The 21,431-nt window shown below is 40.5% G+C and carries 17 protein-coding genes; 2 read left to right on the forward strand and 15 right to left on the reverse strand.

Annotated elements, in window-relative coordinates:
- Positions 1–185: 185 nt before the first annotated feature.
- Genes RB215_RS16330 through RB215_RS16345 form a run of 4 tightly spaced genes read right to left on the reverse strand, consistent with a single transcriptional unit; the run spans position 186 to position 6,960 of the window.
- A complete protein-coding gene (locus RB215_RS16330) occupies positions 186–1,214 on the reverse strand; it encodes a zinc-binding dehydrogenase (RefSeq protein WP_011330001.1) in 1,029 nt (342 codons plus the stop codon).
- A gap of 9 nt (positions 1,215–1,223) precedes the next feature.
- Positions 1,224–2,636 carry a TolC family protein gene (locus RB215_RS16335; RefSeq protein WP_309217451.1) on the reverse strand — a complete coding sequence of 471 codons (1,413 nt, stop codon included), beginning with the start codon at positions 2,634–2,636 and terminating at the stop codon, positions 1,224–1,226.
- Positions 2,629–5,781 carry an efflux RND transporter permease subunit gene (locus RB215_RS16340; protein ID WP_089369231.1) on the reverse strand — a complete coding sequence of 1,051 codons (3,153 nt, stop codon included), beginning with the start codon at positions 5,779–5,781 and terminating at the stop codon, positions 2,629–2,631. Before RB215_RS16340 ends, RB215_RS16335 begins: the two co-directional genes overlap by 8 nt.
- A 9-nt stretch (positions 5,782–5,790) precedes the next feature.
- Complete coding sequence (locus RB215_RS16345) at positions 5,791–6,960, reverse strand: efflux RND transporter periplasmic adaptor subunit (protein WP_309217453.1); 1,170 nt, start codon at positions 6,958–6,960, stop codon at positions 5,791–5,793.
- A gap of 118 nt (positions 6,961–7,078) precedes the next feature.
- Between RB215_RS16345 and RB215_RS16350 the strand changes: the two genes are divergently transcribed.
- Complete coding sequence (locus tag RB215_RS16350; RefSeq protein WP_011329997.1) at positions 7,079–8,017, forward strand: LysR family transcriptional regulator; 939 nt, start codon at positions 7,079–7,081, stop codon at positions 8,015–8,017.
- A gap of 3 nt (positions 8,018–8,020) precedes the next feature.
- On the opposite strand, the gene RB215_RS16355 is transcribed toward RB215_RS16350, so the two are convergent.
- Together RB215_RS16355 and RB215_RS16360 are read right to left on the reverse strand one after the other, a co-directional pair.
- Entirely contained in the window at positions 8,021–9,052 is a 1,032-nt protein-coding gene (locus tag RB215_RS16355) for a GGDEF domain-containing protein (RefSeq protein WP_192532311.1), read from the reverse strand.
- 131 nt (positions 9,053–9,183) lie between these two features.
- A complete protein-coding gene (locus tag RB215_RS16360; RefSeq protein WP_309217455.1) occupies positions 9,184–10,047 on the reverse strand; it encodes a DUF6279 family lipoprotein in 864 nt (287 codons plus the stop codon).
- Between the two features lie 512 nt (positions 10,048–10,559).
- On the opposite strand from RB215_RS16360, the gene RB215_RS16365 reads away from it, so the two are divergent.
- Positions 10,560–11,285, forward strand: coding sequence for a tetratricopeptide repeat protein (locus RB215_RS16365; protein ID WP_011329994.1), 726 nt, complete (start codon positions 10,560–10,562; stop codon positions 11,283–11,285).
- A gap of 118 nt (positions 11,286–11,403) precedes the next feature.
- Here RB215_RS16365 and RB215_RS16370 read toward each other — a convergent pair whose 3' ends face one another.
- The 9 genes from RB215_RS16370 to dnaJ form a co-directional block, all read right to left on the reverse strand.
- A complete protein-coding gene (locus RB215_RS16370) occupies positions 11,404–12,825 on the reverse strand; it encodes a coniferyl aldehyde dehydrogenase (RefSeq protein WP_182683641.1) in 1,422 nt (473 codons plus the stop codon).
- A 178-nt stretch (positions 12,826–13,003) separates the two neighbouring features.
- On the reverse strand, positions 13,004–14,479 hold the full coding sequence (locus RB215_RS16375; protein WP_309217456.1) for a DASS family sodium-coupled anion symporter: 1,476 nt from the start codon (positions 14,477–14,479) through the stop codon (positions 13,004–13,006).
- An 11-nt stretch (positions 14,480–14,490) separates the two neighbouring features.
- Complete coding sequence (locus RB215_RS16380) at positions 14,491–15,450, reverse strand: porin (protein WP_192532308.1); 960 nt, start codon at positions 15,448–15,450, stop codon at positions 14,491–14,493.
- Positions 15,451–15,637: 187 nt separating this feature from the next.
- Positions 15,638–17,002 carry a sigma-54 dependent transcriptional regulator gene (locus RB215_RS16385; protein WP_011329990.1) on the reverse strand — a complete coding sequence of 455 codons (1,365 nt, stop codon included), beginning with the start codon at positions 17,000–17,002 and terminating at the stop codon, positions 15,638–15,640.
- Entirely contained in the window at positions 16,995–18,725 is a 1,731-nt protein-coding gene (locus RB215_RS16390; RefSeq protein WP_309217457.1) for an ATP-binding protein, read from the reverse strand. Before RB215_RS16390 ends, RB215_RS16385 begins: the two co-directional genes overlap by 8 nt.
- Before the next feature lie 149 nt (positions 18,726–18,874).
- Complete coding sequence (locus RB215_RS16395) at positions 18,875–19,138, reverse strand: hypothetical protein (protein ID WP_058374978.1); 264 nt, start codon at positions 19,136–19,138, stop codon at positions 18,875–18,877.
- A gap of 164 nt (positions 19,139–19,302) precedes the next feature.
- Positions 19,303–19,554: a hypothetical protein gene (locus tag RB215_RS16400; RefSeq protein WP_041454920.1), complete on the reverse strand. Its 252-nt coding sequence runs from the start codon at positions 19,552–19,554 to the stop codon at positions 19,303–19,305.
- A 56-nt stretch (positions 19,555–19,610) separates the two neighbouring features.
- On the reverse strand, positions 19,611–20,072 hold the full coding sequence (gene ybaK / locus RB215_RS16405; RefSeq protein WP_309217458.1) for a Cys-tRNA(Pro) deacylase: 462 nt from the start codon (positions 20,070–20,072) through the stop codon (positions 19,611–19,613).
- A gap of 76 nt (positions 20,073–20,148) precedes the next feature.
- Positions 20,149–21,291 carry a molecular chaperone DnaJ gene (gene dnaJ, locus RB215_RS16410; RefSeq protein WP_309217459.1) on the reverse strand — a complete coding sequence of 381 codons (1,143 nt, stop codon included), beginning with the start codon at positions 21,289–21,291 and terminating at the stop codon, positions 20,149–20,151.
- Between the last annotated feature and the right edge of the window lie 140 nt (positions 21,292–21,431).

Consider the following 21,431-nt stretch of genomic DNA (forward strand, 5'->3'; position numbering starts at 1 on the left):
AAACTGTTTAAACACAAGGGCTTACGGCTATGCGCTGAAAAACATTATTTTTCTTCATTTGGCTAATTAAACAACAAAACTTAGCTAAATCACGCCTTAAAAATAAAGCGACTTTAAACGGGCATAAAAAAACGCAGCATAATTATATGCTGCGTTAATTAGTATCCGCTCAATTATAAAATTAACTAAGTGCTTATTTTAACCACTTGTTTGCCGGTAAAACCGCCGTCTAATTGTTTATGTAGTGCTGCTGATACTGCTTGTGCGTTAAAGTCGACAGCTGTAATTTCGGGTGTTTTAATGTCACCACTCAAAGCACCTTCTATTAATAAGTTACCCATAAAACTTAAACGTTGCTGGGCACATAAACTATTTGCCAACCAAGCACCTCCTAAGGATACAACACCAATATTGGGTGCTCGACGATACATTAGCTCTTGTTCAAAATGTGGCAATGGGTTTAAACAAGCAATTCGCCCACAAAAACGCATTAGTTCTATATTGCGTATTGTAGAGGCGCCACCAACGGTGTCTATTACCGCATCAAAGCCTTGTGGGCCAAGCTCTCGGCGAATTTTTTCGCATAAGTCTTTATCCTGGTAAGCAAATACCACATCGGCGCCTAATTGTTTCACCAATTTATGATTACGCTTAGCTGCTGTGGTAAATACGTCGGCACCGCGCTGCTTTGCAAACTGAATGGCAAACTGCCCTACAGCCCCTGCGCCACCGTCAATTAATACGGTATCGCCCTCGGTAATATTAATTTTATCTAGGCTTATAAGTGCAGCCATACCGGCACAAGGTAAAGTAGCCGCCATATCGCCTGCAAGCTCAGCAGGAACAACCGATACAGCATAGTTAGCTACTTTGGTATATTCACTCAACGCCCCTTGATCGCCAATACTGGCATGCCACATTACACGCGTGCCAACGCCCGGGAAAACACCTTTACCAGCCTTTACCACTACGCCAACGGCATCAAGCCCTAAAATATGTGGATATTGCCACTTACAAAAACCCGATTTAGCAAACAAGCCATCAACTGGGTTTAAGCCAACATATTCAACTTTAATAAGCAGCTCGTTGTCTGCACACTCAGGAACAGCGTACTCAACATCGGCTAAACAAATTTTTTCATTAGGCTCAGGCAATACAATTGCTCGCATAGTCTGCGGTAGCGTGTATTGCGGTGAAATATCAGTATCAGACATCAAAAAACTCTACTGGTTAGTATTATTTAACGCATAACTCCATCGCCCGTTAAATGATTGGTAAGCATTTACTTTAGCGAGCAGTGATGAAATCGTTGAATCAACAGCATTTTCTTGAGCTATTAGAACATCCCGACGCGCATCTAACAACTCTAAGTAAGGAATTTGCCCTTCTTCGTACATTGCTTGCGCTTGTAAAAATGCATTATTAGCAAACTGATAACGCTGCTCAGCAAAGCTCTTTTGCTGAGCTTGGTTGACCAACAATTGCAAAGAAAGTTCACTTTCGCTCAGCGCTTGGAGTATCACTTGTTGATAATCGCTATAAGCCGCTTGAGTTAAAAGTTGCTGTGCATCGCGCTGCGCTATGAGTGCCGGGTAGCTCAGTATTGACCACTGAATTTGCGGAGCCACCTGCCATTGCTGCTGTGTATCACTAAAGCTATTACTACCAATACTAAGCACGCCTGCAAAACCACTTAAGCTTATATCTGGTAATAACGCTTTACTTGCAGCAACACTTAAACTATTTGCTTGGCTAAATGCATAAAGTGCTTGGCTAATATCGGGCCTAAGTGCGATAGATTCATTAGCATCATTTAACGATACGGTAAATTTATGCTCTAAAATGGCTTGCTCATTAGTGAGTTTAACATTTTGTGCTAGCCGTCCGCTAAGCACAGCCAGTGTAGATAAATCACGATACTTAGCGTATTCAATTGCCGGCATTAGTGCTTGTTGTTGCTTAAGTTGTGCCATAGTACGGTTTAAATCAAGCTCGTTTGCTACGCCTTCATCAACCTGGGCTTGAAGTACCGCAATACTTTGCTCTAGTGCGTCTATTTGCAACGTAACAATGTGCTGCTTTTGTACATTACCTTGATAGCTCACAAAGCCTTTAACAACCGACGAAACCACTTCAATTTGCAATAAACGCACTTGCTCGGCTTGGCTCATGGCCGATGCATTCGCTGCATCAACCAATGCCGTAATACGACCAAATAAATCGAGCTGCCAATTAAGTGCTAAATTAGCACTCGATTGACGACTGTTAGTATCGCCTAAACCACTGCGCTGCGCGCCAATTTCTACCCCGCCTTGCGGTAAATACTGCGCTTGTTGCTCACCTAAGCGCGCCAAGGCGCTTTTAAGTACTAACTGACTGGTTTGTAAGTTGTGGTTATTGGCTAATGCGTCTGTAACCAACTGATTTAACTGAGCTGATTCTAGCTTTTGCCACCAGTTTGTCTCATCAATATTATTAAGCTCGCTGGCTATATTGGCACTAGCTATAAACTCACTAACCACGTTTTGCTCGCTGGCAGCGTCAATTTTAGCGGCGCAACCCGATAACATAGCAGCAATTAATATAGCGCTTGTGGTAAGCGACGTTTTAAGGCTTTTTTGCACTAATTTAATCATGTGATACCTGCTGTGCTTTTTGCTTTTTATTGGCTACTAACATATAAAATACCGGGGTAAATAATAAGCCGAATACGGTTACTCCTATCATGCCTGCAAATACAGCATTACCCATAGCGTGGCGCATCTCGGCTCCCGCACCCGTTGCTAATACTAATGGTACAACGCCCGCGGTAAAGGCTATTGAGGTCATTAATATGGGGCGTAAGCGCATTCGACATGCCGCTAACATGGCATCTAAATGTGATAAACCGGTTTCGTGTTGATCTTTGGCAAACTCCACCATAAGTATCGCGTTTTTAGAGGCCAAAGCCACCAGCACAATTAATGCAATTTGCGTAAATATGTTATTGTCTGAGCCCACAAACCACACCCCAATTAGCGCCGAAAATATGGTCATAGGTACAATCATTATAATTGCCAGTGGTAAACGTAGGCTTTCGTATTGTGCAGCCAGCACCATAAATACCAGCAGTACCACTAACGGAAATACATACACCATAGTATTACCCGCAAGTACTTGCTGATAGGTTACTTCGGTCCACTCGTATTCAATACCTGAAGGTAGCGTATCGGCAAGTACTTTTTCAATCGCAACTTGCGCTTGGTCTGAGCTATAACCTGGCGCTGGGCTGCCATTAAGTTCTGCACTTGGGTAGCCGTTGTAATGCATTACTCTGTCTGGGCCTATGGTAGGAGTTACCGTTAACACTGATCCTAATGGCACCATATTACCCGCACGATTTCGTACTTTTAAATGCAATATTTGTTCTGGATCAACGCGATAATCGGCGTCAGCTTGCGCATTGACTTGGTAAGTACGGCCAAATAAGTTGAAGTCGTTTACATACACTGAGCCTAAATATATCTGTAGCGCATTAAACACTTCATCCAGTGGTATGCCTTGAATAAGTGCTTGTTCACGGTCTATATCTATATCCATTTGTGGCACTTGAATACGAAAACTTGAGTACAGGCCAACTAATGCAGGGTCTTGTTGCGCTTTGGCTATTACCGCCTGTAGGCTATTAAATAATGCTTCAAAGCCTTTGTTTGCTCTATCTTCAATTTGTAATTTAAAGCCACCTGTGGTGCCTAAACCTTGAATAGGCGGCGGCGGAAATACCGCTACAAATGCTTCGTCAATTGCTGCAAAGCGCTGATTAAGTTGCGCTGCAATTGCCATGGCAGATAGGCTAGGATCAGTCCGCTCACTAAAAGGAGCTAAGGGCGTAAATACAATACCGCTGTTAGGGCTGTTGGTAAAACCGTTAACCGATAACCCCGGAAAGGCAACCGTATGGGCAACGCCAGGCACTTCTAGCGCTATTTGTTGCATTTGTTTAATAACCGCTTCGGTACGATCTAGGCTCGCAGCATCAGGGAGCTGTGCAATCGCCACTAAATACTGTTTATCTTGCTGAGGAATAAAGCCACCGGGTACAGAGTCAAATAACTTAATAGTACCGCCCACTAAAGCAACGTAAGCAACCATGACCACCACGCTCATGCGGATCAGCTTTTGTACCAGTTTTTCGTAGCCTTTAGCGCCACGATTAAACACGCGATTAAAGGGTGCAAATAACCAACGACCAAATAGTTTATTTAACAACCGCGTAAAAGCGTCTGGCTTTGCGTCATGGGGTTTTAATAATAATGCAGCGAGTGCTGGGGATAAAGTCAGCGAGTTAAAAGCTGAAATAATAGTTGAAATAGTAATGGTTAAGGCAAATTGCTTATAAAACTGCCCAGACAACCCGGTAATAAACGCTGTAGGAATAAATACCGCACTAAGTACCAAGGCAATTGCAATAATAGGGCCGGTTACTTCACTCATGGCAACGCGGGTTGCTTCAAGTGGCGACAGACCTTTTTCAATATTACGCTCAACGTTTTCTACCACTACTATGGCATCATCTACCACAATACCTATGGCCAATACTAAACCAAACAGCGACAAGGTATTAATAGACACTCCCAGCAACTGCATCACTGCAAAAGTACCAATGAGTGAAACAGGCACCGCAATCAATGGAATTATAGATGCACGCCATGTTTGTAAAAATACAATCACCACAATAACAACCAATGCGATTGCTTCTAGCAAGGTAGTAATTACCGCATCGATAGAGCCGCGTACAAATACTGTAGGGTCGTACACTATGTCGTATTCAACACCGGTAGGAAAGTCTTTCGCTAAACGCGCCATGGTTTCGCGTACTTGATCAGAGAGCTCAATTGCATTAGAACCCGGGCGTTGGAATATTGGCATAGCCAGTGCTGGTTGATTATCAAGCTCAGCGCGCAGTGCATAAGTGTCTTGCCCTAAATCTACACGAGCTATATCTGATAAACGGGTTAACTGCCCTTGCTCACCTACTTTAATAATAACTTGTTCAAATTCTTCAATACTGTTTAAACGACCTTTAACATTTAACAATATTTGAAACTGGCTGTCGTTCGAAATTGGCTGAGCGCCTAAGCTACCCGCAGCAACCTGCTGGTTTTGTGAGCGCAGTGCACTTACTACATCCGATGCGGTTAACTCGCGCGATGCTAAAGCATCGGGATTAAGCCACACACGCATAGAATATTTACCGCCACCAAACAGGCGAATATCACCTACGCCCGATAAGCGTGCAATTTCATCTTTAATATTTAAATCGGCATAGTTTGATAGATACGCCGTATCGTGGGTGTTTTCAGGAGAATATAAATGCACCACCATGGTTAAGTCGGGCGATGATTTTTCGGCTACCACGCCTAAGCGCTGTACTTCTTGTGGTAAACGCGGCAATGCGCTATTTACTCGGTTTTGTACTTGTACTTGTGCTCGGTCTAAATCGGTGCCAAGCGCAAACGTCACCGTTAAGGTCATACGACCATCACTAGTGGCTTGTGAAAACATATACAACATGTTTTCGGTGCCATTAATTTCTTGCTCTAATGGTGTTGCTACCGTTTGTGCAATAACGGTTGGGTTTGCCCCCGGGTAACTGGCTGTTACCACTACGGTAGGTGGAACAACTTCTGGGTATTCACTTACTGGCAGTTGAAATAATGAAATTCCCCCTGCTATTAAAATGATTAACGACAACATCGCCGCAAATATTGGGCGCTGGATAAAAAAGTGCGAAAACTTCATCAATAAACCTTATTGTTTAGCGACTAACTGGTTGTTGCTATTACCTAAAGTAAATGCAATTCCACTGGTATCAATAGTGACGGTATTAGGAGAAATTGGCATACCAGGTCCGACGCGAGCGGGGCCATTTACAGCAATCACATCACCCTCTGTAAGGCCTGCAGTAATCGCGCGTAATGAGCCATAACGCTCTCCAACGGTTACTAATTTATATTGCAGAACATTGTTTTCGCCGACCGTAAGTACAAAGCGATTTTTTAAATCTGTACCTATTGCTCTATCTGGCACTATCACTGTTTCAGTAATTGCATTAGCGGCTAACTTAATACGCGCAAACGAGCCTGCACGTAACTGCCCGCTATTATCTGCAAACACTGCTCGCACGCGTAAAGTACCCGTAGCGGCGTTAATTTGGTTGTCAATAAAGTTGATGTAACCTGAATAAGCAAAATCATCTTGACCTACCTTTTGCATTACCACAGGTTGGCGGCTTGCTGCACTAACATCATTAAACGATGAATTCCAAGTGCGCTCGTCTATATCAAAATAAGCGTACATTTTTTCATTTGAAACAATCGACGTTAATACGCTTTGCCCCGCTAAAATATTATTACCTTTAGTAATATTAGCGCGCGAAATAATGCCATCTATAGGCGATACAACTGAGGTAAATTCTAAATCAAGCTGCGCCGATGTTAACTGTGCTTGTAGCGCCGCTAGTTGCGCTTCGCGTTGGCGCAGTGTTGAAGTACGTGCTTGTGCTTGCTCAGTTGAAATAGCTTTACGCTGCGTTAAGCGTACCGCACGGGTTGCTTCACTGCTTGCTTGTTCAAGCGCTGCTTTTGCACTGTTAACTTGCGCCTCAAGGCTGGCAACCTTGGCTGTAAATGAACGGTTATCTAATTGAAATAACACGTCGCCCTTATTTACCAAGTCGCCTTCGTTAAACTCGATGCTGTCGATAACACCCGATACTCGTGGCATTAAAGCAACTTCTTGAGGCGATTCTAAGCGAGTTGTGTAGGTGTGCCAGCTTTGTACCGGTTTAACAATAACCTTGGCAACATCTATTGGCTGATGTTGCGCTGTTGGAGCCGACTGAGCCGTGCTTTCATCGGCACAACTTGTAAGTGTTAAGGATGCTGTGGCCAGTGCTACAGCAATTAAATGTTTGTTCATTACGACGCTCCTTTATAATTAGCGTTGCATGGTACGGAACAATCGTGCTGACAAAAATAATAGATTTCTAAATTCATTAATGCCAAAATGGCATCAATAAACTCTTTTAGGTAATATTATGGATACAACTAGTCGACTTTTAATGTTACTTGAAGTGGTTGAACAAGGCTCTTTTGCCAAAGCAGCTGAAATACGTAATATTGACCGCTCCGTTATATCAAAACAAATTAGCCGTTTAGAAGATGAGCTTGGCGTGAGGTTGTTAAACAGAACAACACGTTCTTTTTCGCTTACTGCAGCGGGCGCCGAAATGATAAAAAAAGCAGCCGACCTTAGAGAGCTGCTAGGTGAAACCCTGCGCATGGCCGAAAACTATCACCAAGAGCCGCGTGGATTATTAAAAATAACAGCGTCAACCATTATTGGTCGCCGTTATTTACAACCTGTTATTAATGATTTTCAAAAACGCTTTCCACAAGTAGAAGTAGAATTACGTTTAGATGACCGCTTGGTCGATATAGTATCTGAAGGGTTTGATTTAGCATTTAGAATTGGCGAGCCAAAAGATTCATCGCTCATTGCGCGTAAAATTGCCCGTAATCGTTTATTAATATTAGCAACACCTGAATTTGTAAAAACCTATGGCATGCCTAAAACTATGAGCGATCTGGCTCAATTACCGGCGGCAAGCTATAAAAGCAATGCATTTAGAGTGGATGCAATAAATTACTATAACGATAAAGGTGAGGCTTGCGAGCAAAAAATAAGGAGTGTGTTTCGGGCTAACGACGCTGAAGTATTGCTAATGAAAACACTCTCTGGCACCAGTTACTTTTTGGCGCCTGCATTTTTACTCGATAACGAAGTTATTGATGGCGAGTTAGTGCCATTACTTACCAATATAAAAATAATGGACCACAGTGCTATGTATGCGTTATATCCGCATCGCGACTTACCGGTCAGAACGCGACTATTTTTTGATGCTGTGCGCGAGTATTTAGGCAAAGATAAACCGATTTGGGAAAACAGTATCCCAAATTTTGATCACATGTATTAATCGTTATATAAGCGCTGTTTTGTCACTTTTAACCGCTGGATAATAAACGCTATTGCGCCCTAAATCTTTGGCTTTATAAAGCTGTTTATCGGCTGCTTTAAGCAATTCATTGAGTGATTGTTGGGGTTTATAATTTGCAACGCCAATACTTGCTGTTAGGTTTATTTTATAGTTATCAACGTTTATGTATTTATTTTCCAGTGCAGCTCTTACTTTTTCGGCAACAGCAAGCGCTGCATGCTCACTATTAAACGAGCTTATAAGTGCAAACTCCTCGCCCCCGACCCTAAAAACATAACCTTTAGCAAAAGTAACTTTTAATAGCGTGGCTACTTCTATCAATACTTTATCGCCCACATCGTGGCCGTATTTATCATTTATTTGCTTAAAATAATCTAAATCAACTAAAAACAAGTAAAGCTGGGCACGCTCACGTAACTCAACCGAAAAATAATGATTCATTGCCAAACGATTACCCGCTCCGGTCAGAGGATCAAGCATGGCAAGGTTTTTAAGTCTTTTTGAAAACTGCGAGCGGCTACTTTCAAATGTATGTGAAATAGCCCAAATAACAATATAAGCAAATAATATATTTAAACATAAATTAAGAGAAGTAAAAGGAGCTAACGAGGATTTATTAATTAATACAATACTTTGCAAGCTGAGCAAAACAATGGAAAAAATAAATCCATAGTTTTTTCCTAGTAATAAATAATACAAAGTAGGCAGCACAAACGCCCAAACAAACACCCCATTACTAGGTGCGGCTATATAAGCTCCAAAAACCACAATAAAAGAAATAAAGGCACACATAACAACAGACTGCCAAACTTGCACCGGGTGTTTACCCAAACGAAAATAAATGCAAAAACAATACAGCGAAAAAACAACTTCAAAATAACCAAGCACACTTAAATTATTCACAGTAAGATTAAAACCTGCAAATACCAACGCCAAGCAACCAAAGCATAAGCTGACCCATTTGAGAACATTTTTCCTTAAAAACTCTGTACTATTAAGTGCTGCTATATCCATTTATGAAACTTGATAAAAAATAAAAAATTAGTTTAACGTGAAACATAAATATAACAAAACAGCATGCCCATAACATTAGGCATATTAGTAAATAATTATATACAAATTCGTTACTGTACTGCGTAAAAAACCTAATCAGCAATAAGATCGTCCACCGTCTCTATCAACTCAGCAAAGTGCTTATTTACGTGGCGGCGTTGTTTATCCGATAAAGTACTATTTAAACTAACAAGCAAATTTACATGAGCCATTAAATTAGCTTGGTTTTTGGCCGCTAATTCTTCACTAATAAAATATTCACGATCGGTAATTATAATGCTCATTTGCTGCTCAAACTGTTCAACATTACGTAATTCATAACTAAAAGCCTGTTGCAGTGCGTTTAACCTATTTTGCTTATAACGCTGCCAAAGCACAAAGGTATTAATATACTGCTCGTTAGCTACTGTTATGAGCTGTGTTTGCTGCTTAGTTAATTTCCCTAACCAATCTTTATAATAACTAAGCTGCTCTTTTAGGCGCTCTTCGCTAAGTTGTTGCGTCGTTTGCTCTTGATACTGTTTTAACTCGTCAGCTAAGTTAGCTTGTATGTTAGTTACAAGCTCTTGTTGTTGCTTGGTACTGAGTGTTTTAGCCAATTCTATTAAAGGCGCTTTAACCTGTATTAATAAATTGCTCCAATGCAATTTAGCTACAGTAACCTGCTGTGTTAAATCGCTGATATTAAACTCACTATTAAATGTTTTTTGTAACTTGAGAAGATCTTGCTTGTACTTAGGCAGCTCTACCTGACGATGCCAATTACGGGTTTGTTTAATTATAATTTTAAGCTGTTTTGCTTGGCTACTGTTTAGGTCTATGTAGTCATCTACCCAAAATGATGATAGCCAAGGTAAATTGTTATAAGCAAAAGAAGTAGAGCAGCTAGCTAAAAGTAAAAAGCTGATGACTACCATTGCATGTATTATTTTTTTTGTATTTATTTTAATTAACATAATTCTCCTGCGCACACACAAACTTGATAATGGTTTTTATTTGCATTTGACTTTAATTTAAATCTAACTGATAATCACTCGCATAAGTTAAATGTACCGACCTCAGTGCCCAAGGATGAACTTTCAGCACGGATGCTGTTATTTTATTTAAGCACGTAATACTTATGTAGCTCAGGTTTTAATAAACAAAGTTTAGCTTACATCTTCATTTTTCATATTAGTGACGGTTGATATGACCCAAAAGCCCGAAAGGGCTTTTTTTACTGCTTTAAATTTTTTGTAATATCTGTATCTTACACTGCTAAAACAACTCTGCTCGGCTTTAAGCTATAATAAGCGTACTTTGCATTTGCTAATGCGGTGCTTAATACTAAGGCCAGCGTAATGCATAACAAGCAATAAACTTTGCACTTAATTTTTAAACGTTGCATTACCTCATTTAGCGCAAAATTTAAAATAGAATAATGTTTAAATAGTACACATTGCAACTATCACTTATTGGAGACATTCTTATGTCACAGTTTAATTTAAAAACCTTACTCCTAGCGGGCATTTTACTTAGTAGCCCTTTCGCTCATGCTGGGTTAGAGGAAGGGATCAAAGCCGCTAATGAAGGCGAATTTGCACAAGCACTAAAAGAGTTTAATTACCTAGCAGATAAAGGCTTTGCCCCTGGTATTTATGAGCTGGGTAAATTATATGAAGGTGGGTATGGTGTAACGCGTGACTACCGTAAAGCTGCTCAACTTTATCAACAAGGGGTAGCAAAAAATCACCCCGATTCTATGTTTGCTTTAGCCGTTTTATACGATGAAGGCAACGGGGTAAAACTCGACAAACAAATGGCAATAAAGTTATTTGAACAAGCGGCAAACAAAAACCTACCCGCTGCACAATTTAACCTAGGCGTTATGTATGCCAATGGTGATGGCGTAAGCGTAGATTATGAACTTGCTAAAACGTGGTATGAAAAAGCTGCAGCCAATAATTATACTTTGGCGCAATTTAATTTAGCTTTAATGTACTTTGAAGGCTTAGGCATGCCTAAGAATTTAGAAAAGTCATATATTTGGAACACCATTGCCGAGTATAACGGCAATATGCAAGCAAGCCATAGTCGCAAGCTCGACGAGCAAAAAATGCTGCCTAAAGAAGTTGAAGAAGCAAAAGAAAAAGCCGACGCTATTTATACCAGAATTTTAGCCGGCACTTACGCTGGTGAAGGGCGGTTGTTTTAATAAACTGCTTTAAACGCTGTTTTAATTAATTGCTCTAAAACAGCGTTTAAATAACAAGGCTAAGCTCGCTAATACTAACTAATGCAGTAAGATGAGTTTAGCCTTTTTGTTATATTCACTACTTTTTAATATAAAGCCACTTTAATAACTTAATTAGTACTTTGCTTTGTTTAAGTAGCATGCCGATACGTGGATTGAATGATCCAGAAACCAGCGTGTTTTTAGCATGGCTAAAGGTTAAAAACCCTTCATTAGCATGATAATGCCCCATTCCAGAATGCCCCACTCCACCAAACGGCGCATCATCGGCAGTTACTTGCACTAAGGTGTCGTTAACCGCAACAGTACCACTTAGTGTTTGCTTTATAATATATTCTTGAATTTGTTTATTTTGCCCTAAAATATACAAGGCTAATGGGTGATGATGCTGCTTTATATAACTTATTGCGTGCTCTAAGTTGGTGTAACTCATTACAGGTAATATTGGGCCAAATAGCTCATCTTTCATTAATTGCATGTCATCGGTTACTTGGGTGACAATATGTAGCCCCATTCGATGTTTATCTGGGTCTTGCTGGTTATCTTCAAGAGGTTTAATTATGGTTGCGCCTAGCTGCTGTGCTTGTTCTAAATAACCAGATAAGCGTGCATAGTGAGCGTCGCTTACAATAGAGGTTAAATTTTTACCTTCTACCCCTTGTTTGTAGTGTTTTTTATATAATTCACACAAGTGTTGCACCAATTGATGCTCAAGCTCTTTGGGTACAAATACATAATCGGGGGCAACACAAATTTGCCCAGCATTGGCCATTTTACCAAAGAGTATTGCTTGCGCCGCTTTTTTAATATCTGCTTTTTCAGTAATAATAACAGGCGATTTACCGCCAAGCTCTAAGGTAACTGGCGTTAAATTAGCACTTGCAGCGCCCATTACTAACTTACCTACCGCAATTGAGCCTGTAAAAAACAGGTGTGCAAATGGCAGCGATGAAAACTCACTAGCAACGTCACTCCCCCCTTGTATTATTTTACAATGCTGCTCTAGTTCACCACTAAATAGCTTTTCAAGCACTTGATTGGTGTGGGGGGTAAACTCACTGAGCTTCAACATTGTACGATTACCCGCTGCCAATGCGGTAATAACAGGCACAATGGCAAGCTGTATTGGGTAATTCCAAGGCGCTATAATGCCAACCACGCCTTTAGGCTGGTATGTTACGCTCACCTTTGAAGGCCATAAGCTTAAACCTACTGAGCGTTTGCTTGGTTTAGACCACTTTGGTAGTTTTTTTATGGTGTGCGCTAAGGCTTGCATGGTGGGTAATATATCGCCTAGCAAGGTGTCAAATGCGGTGCGATAACCAAAGTCTTTTGATACTGCGTCTATCAGCTCTTGCTCAAACTCTACAATACGACTGCGCAATTGCTTTAACACTGTGATGCGTTTATTAATCGACAAGTAAGGAGTTTTTATAAAGTACTGTTGTAACTCATCAAATTGTGTAGTTAACGAAGGTGTTTGCGGTGCGTCGATAGTCAAAATAGATTACTCAAATTTTAAAGTTATTTGAGACTATAACCTTGTTCTGTAATACGAGCAATAAAGAGTAATTTTGCATAGTATTGAACTATATACAAAACTACTCTGGTTTTGGTTGGAACTAAGTGGTAACTGTTGCAGCTATTGGCTGTTGTTTAGCAGCCAATAGCTGCGTAATTTAAAAGCCAAATACTTGCGCTGCAATTGTCATTGTTACTAAGGTAATTAAAACAATTGCCACAATATTAAGCACAAAGCCTGCGCGTATCATGTCGCGCATTTGTATTTGCCCTGAGCCAAACACAATTGCGTTTGGCGGAGTGGCTACTGGCATCATAAATGCACAACTACAGGCAATCGCCGCCGGAATAACCCACACAAGTGGTGAGCCTGCAATGGATTCTGCAACGGGGCCAAGTAAGGGTAAAAAACCAGCCGCGGTGGCGGTGTTACTGGTGATTTCGGTTAAAAATGTAATTAATGCAACGACCACTAAAATACTCATAACGAGAGGAATAGCACTCGCGCCTTGAATCATTTGTGCAATATATTGCGCCAAGCCCGATGACTTTATTTGCGAGGCAAGTGTTAAGCCACCACCAAACAATAATAATACGCCCCATGGCACTCTAGCAGCACTTTCCCAATCTAAAATACGCTCGTTAGTGCCTTTATTTGCAGGCAATACAAATAATAATAACGCCGCTGCAATCGCAATAGTGGTGTCTGAAATACTCAAACCACTAAACTCGCCTAGCAAAGGTCTAAATATCCAACACGCGGCAGCAAGCACAAATACAAATAACACGCCTTTTTCGGCGCGTTGCATTTCACCAAGTGCTTTTAATTGTTCAGTAAATACAGCTTTGGTGTCTATTTTTTGATTATTTTTAATACCTGCGTCTACTTTATAAGCAAACTTTGTAAGCCAAATCCAACTAATAAACAGCATACTTACCGCCAGTGGCACACCGACTAGCATCCACTGTGCAAAGCCAATTTCTATTTGGTAGCTATCGGACAAGTAAGCTGCCATTAAAGCATTAGGCGGAGTACCGATCAATGTTGCAATACCACCAATACTCGCACCATAAGCAATAGAGAGTAGTAAAGCTTTACCAAATCCTTCATTGCTAGGATCTGACTGCTTTACTAAATGTGTAATAGACAAAGCTATTGGTAGCATCATCACTGCAGTGGCTGTATTTGACATCCACATAGATAAAAAAGCCGTAACCAGCATCATAGCTAATATTTGTAAGCTAGGCTTAGTGCCTGCATACAACATGGTGCTCAGTGCTATGCGTTTATGTAACCCCCAGCGCTCCATTGCGATAGAAATTAAAAACCCACCTAAAAATAAAAATATTAATGGATGAGCATAAGGCGCGGCTACACTTTTCATACCTGCTATACCAGCCAGTGGCGATATAACAAGTGGCAATAAAGCAGTCGCCGGAATAGGCACTACTTCGCTTACCCACCACGACGCCATCCAAAATGCTAACCCAGCAGTTTTAAACGCGGCACTGGACATGCCCGTAGGGGGATCGAGTAAACAGGTCAATAGCATTATGCTTGGCCCAAGTAGCAGTAATAACCATTGCTTCAATTGGTTTTTAGGCGCGTTATTTTGCAAAATTTGTTGTGTCATTTATCTAAACCTTAAAATTTGTACCTAAGACCAAGCGCTAAGCTGCTATCGGCGTTTTCTTCTAAGTCTAAGTCTGTATATAAAAGATAAGCCGTGGTTTGTTTATCAAATACATAGTCTAAACCTGTACTCCACTGAGTGGCTTCTGACTCTTGACGCAGTGCTGAGTCATCTTTTGCAAACTGTAATTTAGGAACCCATTTATCTAATGTATAGCTTGCACTTAGTACATAGCCATTGCCTGATTTAGTGCCATCTATTGACTCTGAGTGTTGATACAAAGCACCTAGCTGTAACTGCTCAAACTTATAAACACCTGCAATCCGACTCGCTTTAATATTATTAAGTGAGTCAACATGGCTTAAAGAAATATAATATGGCGTATTGTTTAAATTACGATCACCGTAAATAAGTGTAGCGGCAAAACCCGCTTGGTTATCTTTATTATCGTCTTTGGGGGCATAAGTAAATGAAAACTGAGCATTATGCCAATAGTTTGAAGTGTAAGTGATGGTATCGCCAAGGCGGTCTTGCCCAGCAATAACTTGTGCTATATCGGCTTGTGTTTCGTTAAAATTATCCAGCTTACCTTCTGAGTATTTAAAGCGGGTATCGTTTCTACCGACAACTATTTCACCAAACGCACCTTTTAAACCTAAATAGGTATTACGCGCTGCAAACGGCTCGTTAGTATCGTCATGTTCAAAGCCCTTTACTTGTACTTCGTATTTAAATACTGCGCTAACGTACTCGTTAAGTGTGTGTTGTCCTTTGATCCCTATGCGTGAAAATGGCGCGTCTATTTGTGTGCCTTCATCGGCGTAGCGCATAACGCCTGTATCGGTTTTAGCTATTTGTACTTCTGCTTTACCATACACAGAATATTCAGCAGCTAATACCATATTAGGTAAGGCAGTTATGCTACACAATAAAGTAAGCGCAGAGCGTTTAACGTGTGTGTTGTTTATCATCATGTGTCCTAAAAATTAGAATCTACTTATTGTTGTACACCCATTAAGCAAAATGATGGCCAACTACTAAATAAACATAAATTTCAGAAAGTTAAATGATTAACACTCTTTTTAAAGCAAAAAAGTGTGCGGATATCCGCACACTTTTATTTAAAAACATCACCTTTATCGCACACTACTACATGCCCTAATCAGTAAACATATCCCGATTTAGACCATATTTACTCATTTTGTCGTACAAGGTTTTACGCGCAATTTGCAGCGTGCCCATGGTGTTTTTTATACTGCCATGGTTACGCTCTAACGCTTCTTCTATTAAAGATTGCTCATAATAACTGACCTTTTCGGCCAAACTTAAATCTTGTGATAACACTTGCTGATCAGCTGAATCACTTTGCGCAAATGCTAATTCAGGCCCTAACAATACTGCTCGTTCTGCTTGGTTTCTTAGTTCACGCACGTTACCTGGCCAGTCATAGGCTAATAAACGTTGTTCTAACTCTACATTTAATGCCCCAAGTGGTTTGTAAAACCGCGTTGCCGCAATTGAGCTAAAATGCTTAAATAATAAAGGAATATCAGCTTTTCGATCGCGCAGCGCTGGAATGCTTACTTTGACCAAACTAAGGCGATAATATAAATCGGCTCTAAACCCACCTTCATTCACCAATGCCAGCAAATCAACTTTAGTAGCAGCAACAATGCGAATATCTAAGTTAACGGTATGATTAGCGCCAACCGGCGTTACCTTTCGCTCCTCTAGTACACGCAGTAACTTTACTTGTAACGACAACGGGGTGCTTTCTATTTCATCTAAAAAAACAGTGCCACCTTGGGCAAATTCAAATTTACCCTTTCTATTTTTTGTGGCCCCAGTGTATGCACCGCTTACAGCACCAAACAGTTCACTTTCTATGAGCTGCTCTGGCACAGCACCACAGTTAATCGCCACAAATTGACAGCTTGAACGGTTACTGTGGTCGTGTAAGTAACGTGCAACCAGCTCTTTGCCAGTCCCGGTTTCGCCTTCAATTAATATATCTGCAGGAGTATCTATCACGGTATTAAGCAGCTTCATCATGTGCTGCATTTTAGGCGTATCACCTAAAATACGCACACCCGGCGCTGAGGTTTTTTCTACCGCGCGTTTAAGAGCGCGGTTTTCCATTACCAAGCTGCGTTTATCGCACGCTCTGGCAATACAATCTATTAAATGCTCGTTAAGGGGTTTTTCAAATAAATCATAAGCGCCTAACTGCATCGCTTTTACCGCCACCGACACATCGGCATACCCAGTTAAAAATATAACCGGTAACTCACTATCAAACGCTTTTATTTGCTCAAGTAACGTAAGCCCGTCCATTGCTGGCATATTAATGTCGCTAAGTACCACGCCGCTATAGCCTCGGCTTAAGCGACTAAGCGCCGTTGCCCCATCACTAAAACATTGAACTTGGTAGCCTTCCAAAGTGAGTAATTGATTTAACGAATCGCGGATCATCGCCTCATCATCAATAACCATTACCTGTTTACAAAGCAGTGGCTCAATCATGTTGTGACTCCGCAGTACTCCAAAGACAAATAATAAACTGCGCCCCCCCTTCTGGGCGATTATGCGCACTTAAACGACCATCAAACGAGTCGATGATTTGCTTAGATATTGATAAACCAAGGCCTAAACCGGTACTCGACTTGGTACTATAAAATGGTTCAAAAATAGAGCCTAAAGTATGGTGTTCTATGCCAGATCCTGTATCTAATATCGATAGTTTTACGCGTCCATCAAAGCATTCAACTTCAAAACTTAATTGCCGCGTTGCGCAGTTACTCATTGCCTGCGATGCATTAGTAATAACGTTAACTAATACTTGTTCAAACTTAAGCGAATCGACCAAAACGGTAATATTTTGCTCAAACTGCGGAGGAATAACGCTAATATCATCTTGTTTTAGTTGTGAATGAGTGATCATTAAAGCGTTATTTAATAATGCCGACAAGGGGTGCGGCCTTAGTTGCATTTTTGAAGGTTTACTAAAGTGTTTTAATTGCGCAACAATTTTATGCACCCGCTCTACTAAGCCCTCAATAATGACTAAGTTCTCGTTTAATGCTGTTAACTTACCTTTATTTAGCAATATTTTTGCACTGGCTAAATAAGCGTTCATGGCACACAAAGGCTGGTTAATTTCATGGTTTATGCCTGCGCTTAATTGCCCTATGGTGGCAAGTTTTGCAGACTGTACTAAAGCGGTTTGAGCTTTTTCAAGTGCTTGGGTACGCTCAATCACTTTTTGCTCTAAACTGTGCCTAGAATAAAGTAGTTTTTTATAACCAGCAAAACGTGCAAGTAAGCTATAAACGATAAAAATAAACACACAATAAAAAATCATCAACCATAACAACCGAGGTAACTGCATGGCTGCTATGTTAGAAACATCTACTAATACGTTCATTTGAGCATTAAAGTGTTTTAATGGCTTAGAGGCCACTACATATAAACGCTTAGCAATTTTAAATTGTGCAATGTTTTGGCTATTAAATTGTTGTAAAGGAATAAGACCCGGCTGGTAGTCTAAATAAGCACGACGTTGATTTATTTCCCGCCTGGCTGCAATATCCAGCTCTTGAAAGCTGTTTAAACGCCAATTAGGCTCATCCGACATAGCAATAACATTATCTGCTAATTGTAAATAAAAATGACTACCTGCTGCCGTATTAAGCAGCGATCTGTCGTCTTCAAACTTAGCAACATTTACTTTTAGCGCCACAACCCCAATTGCTTTACCTTCATGATAAATAGCCTGCGAAAAATATAATCCACGCTCTTTTGAACGCTGACCAAGCGCAAAATAAGCTACCTTTTCACCCGCAAATGCTTGTTTAAAATACGGTCGAAATGAAAAGTTACTCCCTAAAAAAGTATAATCGGCCTGCCAATTGCTGCTCGCAACAACCTCGCCCTGAGTATTAAGTATATAAATATCAGATGCGCCACTGGCTTTTTGTATATCCGCTAAGTAGTTGTTAATAGCGCTATAATGCTCTTCTTCGTTATTAGTAAAGCGAATGAGTAAGTTGTTATTGGTGAGTAATTGCGGGATCGCAGCAAATCGAGCAAGCTCATTATCAATGTAGTTATTTAATTGGCTTACTTGTTGGTTGGCTTGTTTTTTTGCTTGCTCTAAGTCATGTATTCGACCAAACCAAAAAGTGACTGTTAACAACAAGAGTAGCAATAAAAATGCGAAAATAATTTTTTTAGGAATGAAGAACATAAACGCCTATAAAACGGGTAATGTTAGCTATTAATAATGGGGTATAGTTTATCTGCATAATGCAAAGAGAGATATAAACTTTTTGTTAACAATTGTATTAAAAACATAAAAACCGTGAAATAAGGCAATTTCACGGTATAAAAGTATAATTAAGCTTTGGCTAGCTTTGGTTTATTTTTAACATATTTATATAAACCAATTAAAGAGGCTGCAATCCAAAATATTTCAATTACAAAACTGGCTAAATTAAAGTTATAACAAAGACTAATAAGCAGCAATATAGCGCCGGTTAAGTTCATCATGTTATAAAGCAAACTCGCTGGTGATACTTTATTTAGTTGTAACAAAAAAAATGAACCCACTACTAAAGCAGTACCCGTCATACCTACAATATCAAATAAAAGTGCAATCACACGTCTATCCTTTTCCATTTTAAAAACCCAATTGACTGGCCCGATCCGTGGGGAGGGTATTTTTCAATCATTGAAACAGCAAAACCGGTTAAGTTTATCAATGTAGCAAATTCAATCAAGGGCTTATGTCCGCCCTAATCGGAATATTGAAATAAACAGATGCCTTATTTAAAAGTAACTTTTCCACCAATCATTTTATACGCAGCAGTGCCTTTAATAATCGCGGGCCGCGCAAATGGGCGTTCGCATTTTGGGCAAATACAAGGCTGCTTAGTATAGTCTTGGCTAATGCGCTCAATAAAACATTTAACTAACGCACCTTTTCCCCCTTTACGGTACTTAAATAGAGGTGCCCTGCAGCTTGAGCAAAATATATCGACCGTTTTGGTTGGCCCTTTTTTATTTGGCTTTGCCATTTGTCCTCCATTTTTGCAGTAATTTAATTAACTAAGCGTTATAAAATCAATGCTGATTAAAATTTCCCCAACACTGCTGCTGTTAATTTGGCTAACTCATGGGGGTTAATTGCAATGTCTAAGCCTCGTTTACCTGCACTTACATAAATACATGCAAATTGTGCAGCACTGCTGTGCAAAAAAGTGGCAAGACGTTTTTTTTGTCCCAGTGGGCTCACGCCTCCTAATACATAACCTGTGCTTGCTTGCACTTTTTTTGCCGCAGCCATAGCTACCTTTTTAGCGCCACACAATGAGGCAAGCAGCTTTAAGTTAACTTGCTGAGAAACAGGTGTAATGGCGACTATGAGCTGTCCATCTTGGTTTTCCAGCACTATGGTTTTAAAAACCTGATCCCTATTAAGGTTTAGCTTTTGGGCTGCTTCAAGGCCAAAGTTAGTGGTGTTTGGATCGTGCTCATAGCTTAATAATTCAAAACCAATTTTTTGTTTTTTCAGTAACTCTATTGCTGGTGTCATATGTTGCTACGCTATTATTTTAAGCAAAAAAAACGACGCTCTAAAAAGCGCCGTTTAATATTATAAAACACATTAATTATTTAGTTAAATCATCAAAAAACTTTTTAACACCGTCAAAAAAGCCTTGCTCTTTAGGACGGTTTTTTGAGCTATCTTTGCCCATGCTTTCTTCTAATTCTTCTAATAATTCACGCTGACGTTCGTTCAGGTTTATTGGTGTTTCAATAACCACTTTACAAATTAAGTCGCCTATTGCACCACTGCGAACAGATTTAACGCCTTTGCCACGCATACGGAACATTTTGCCCGTTTGTGTTTCAGAAGGAATTTTAAGCTTAGCGCGTCCATCAAGTGTTGGCACTTCAATTTCGCCACCAAGACCCGCTGTAGTAAAGCTAATAGGAACTTCACAATGTAAGTTATTTGCGTCACGTACAAAAATACGGTGTTCACGAACAGATACTTGCACGTACAAGTCGCCAGAAGGCGCACCATGCATTCCCGCTTCGCCTTCGCCCGTTAAGCGAATACGATCGCCGGTATCAACACCCGCAGGAATTTTAACCGATAAGGTTTTCGTTTTTTCTACGCGGCCTTGTCCATGACAGCTGTCACAAGGGTTAGATATAATCTGACCTTGCCCCTGACACGTAGGACACGTTTGCTGAACAGCAAAAAAGCCTTGGCGCATTTGTACTTGCCCAGCACCATGACACGTAGTACATGTTTTAGGCTTGGATCCGGCTTTTGCACCGCTGCCATCACATGGATCACAACCTACCCAAGTTGGTATTTTAATTTCGACTTCTTTACCACGAACCGCTTCTTCTAAGCTTAAGTCCATGTTGTAACGCAAATCAGATCCACGTTGCTGACGAGATTGACGTCGGCCACCGGCGCCACCAAAAATATCGCCAAAAACATCACCAAAAACATCGCCAAAGTCGCCATGACCGCCGCCAAAACCACCATGACCACCACCGCCGCCACCTTGCTCAAAAGCTGCATGGCCGTATTGGTCGTAAGTTTGACGTTTTTGCGCGTCAGTTAATATCTCGTAAGCTTCTTTTACTTCTTTAAACTTTGTTTCAAGCTCTTTGTCGCCTGAAGTACGATCTGGATGATATTTCATCGCTAAGCGTTTATACGCTTTTTTAATGTCTCGCTCACTCGCATCTTTGCTTACGCCGAGGACTTCGTAATAATCGCGTTTTGACATATCTACCACACTACTCTTTTCTATTTGCAGCTAGGCTGCTTGATAAACCGATAAATCGTATCGATTTACCACCTAATTCTCATGCAAAAGGCGCGTCAAGCTATTGCCTGCGCGCCTCAATCGTTCATTCTAACTTAAAC

Source organism: Pseudoalteromonas sp. HL-AS2 (assembly GCF_031198805.1).
Taxonomy (GTDB): domain Bacteria; phylum Pseudomonadota; class Gammaproteobacteria; order Enterobacterales; family Alteromonadaceae; genus Pseudoalteromonas; species Pseudoalteromonas nigrifaciens.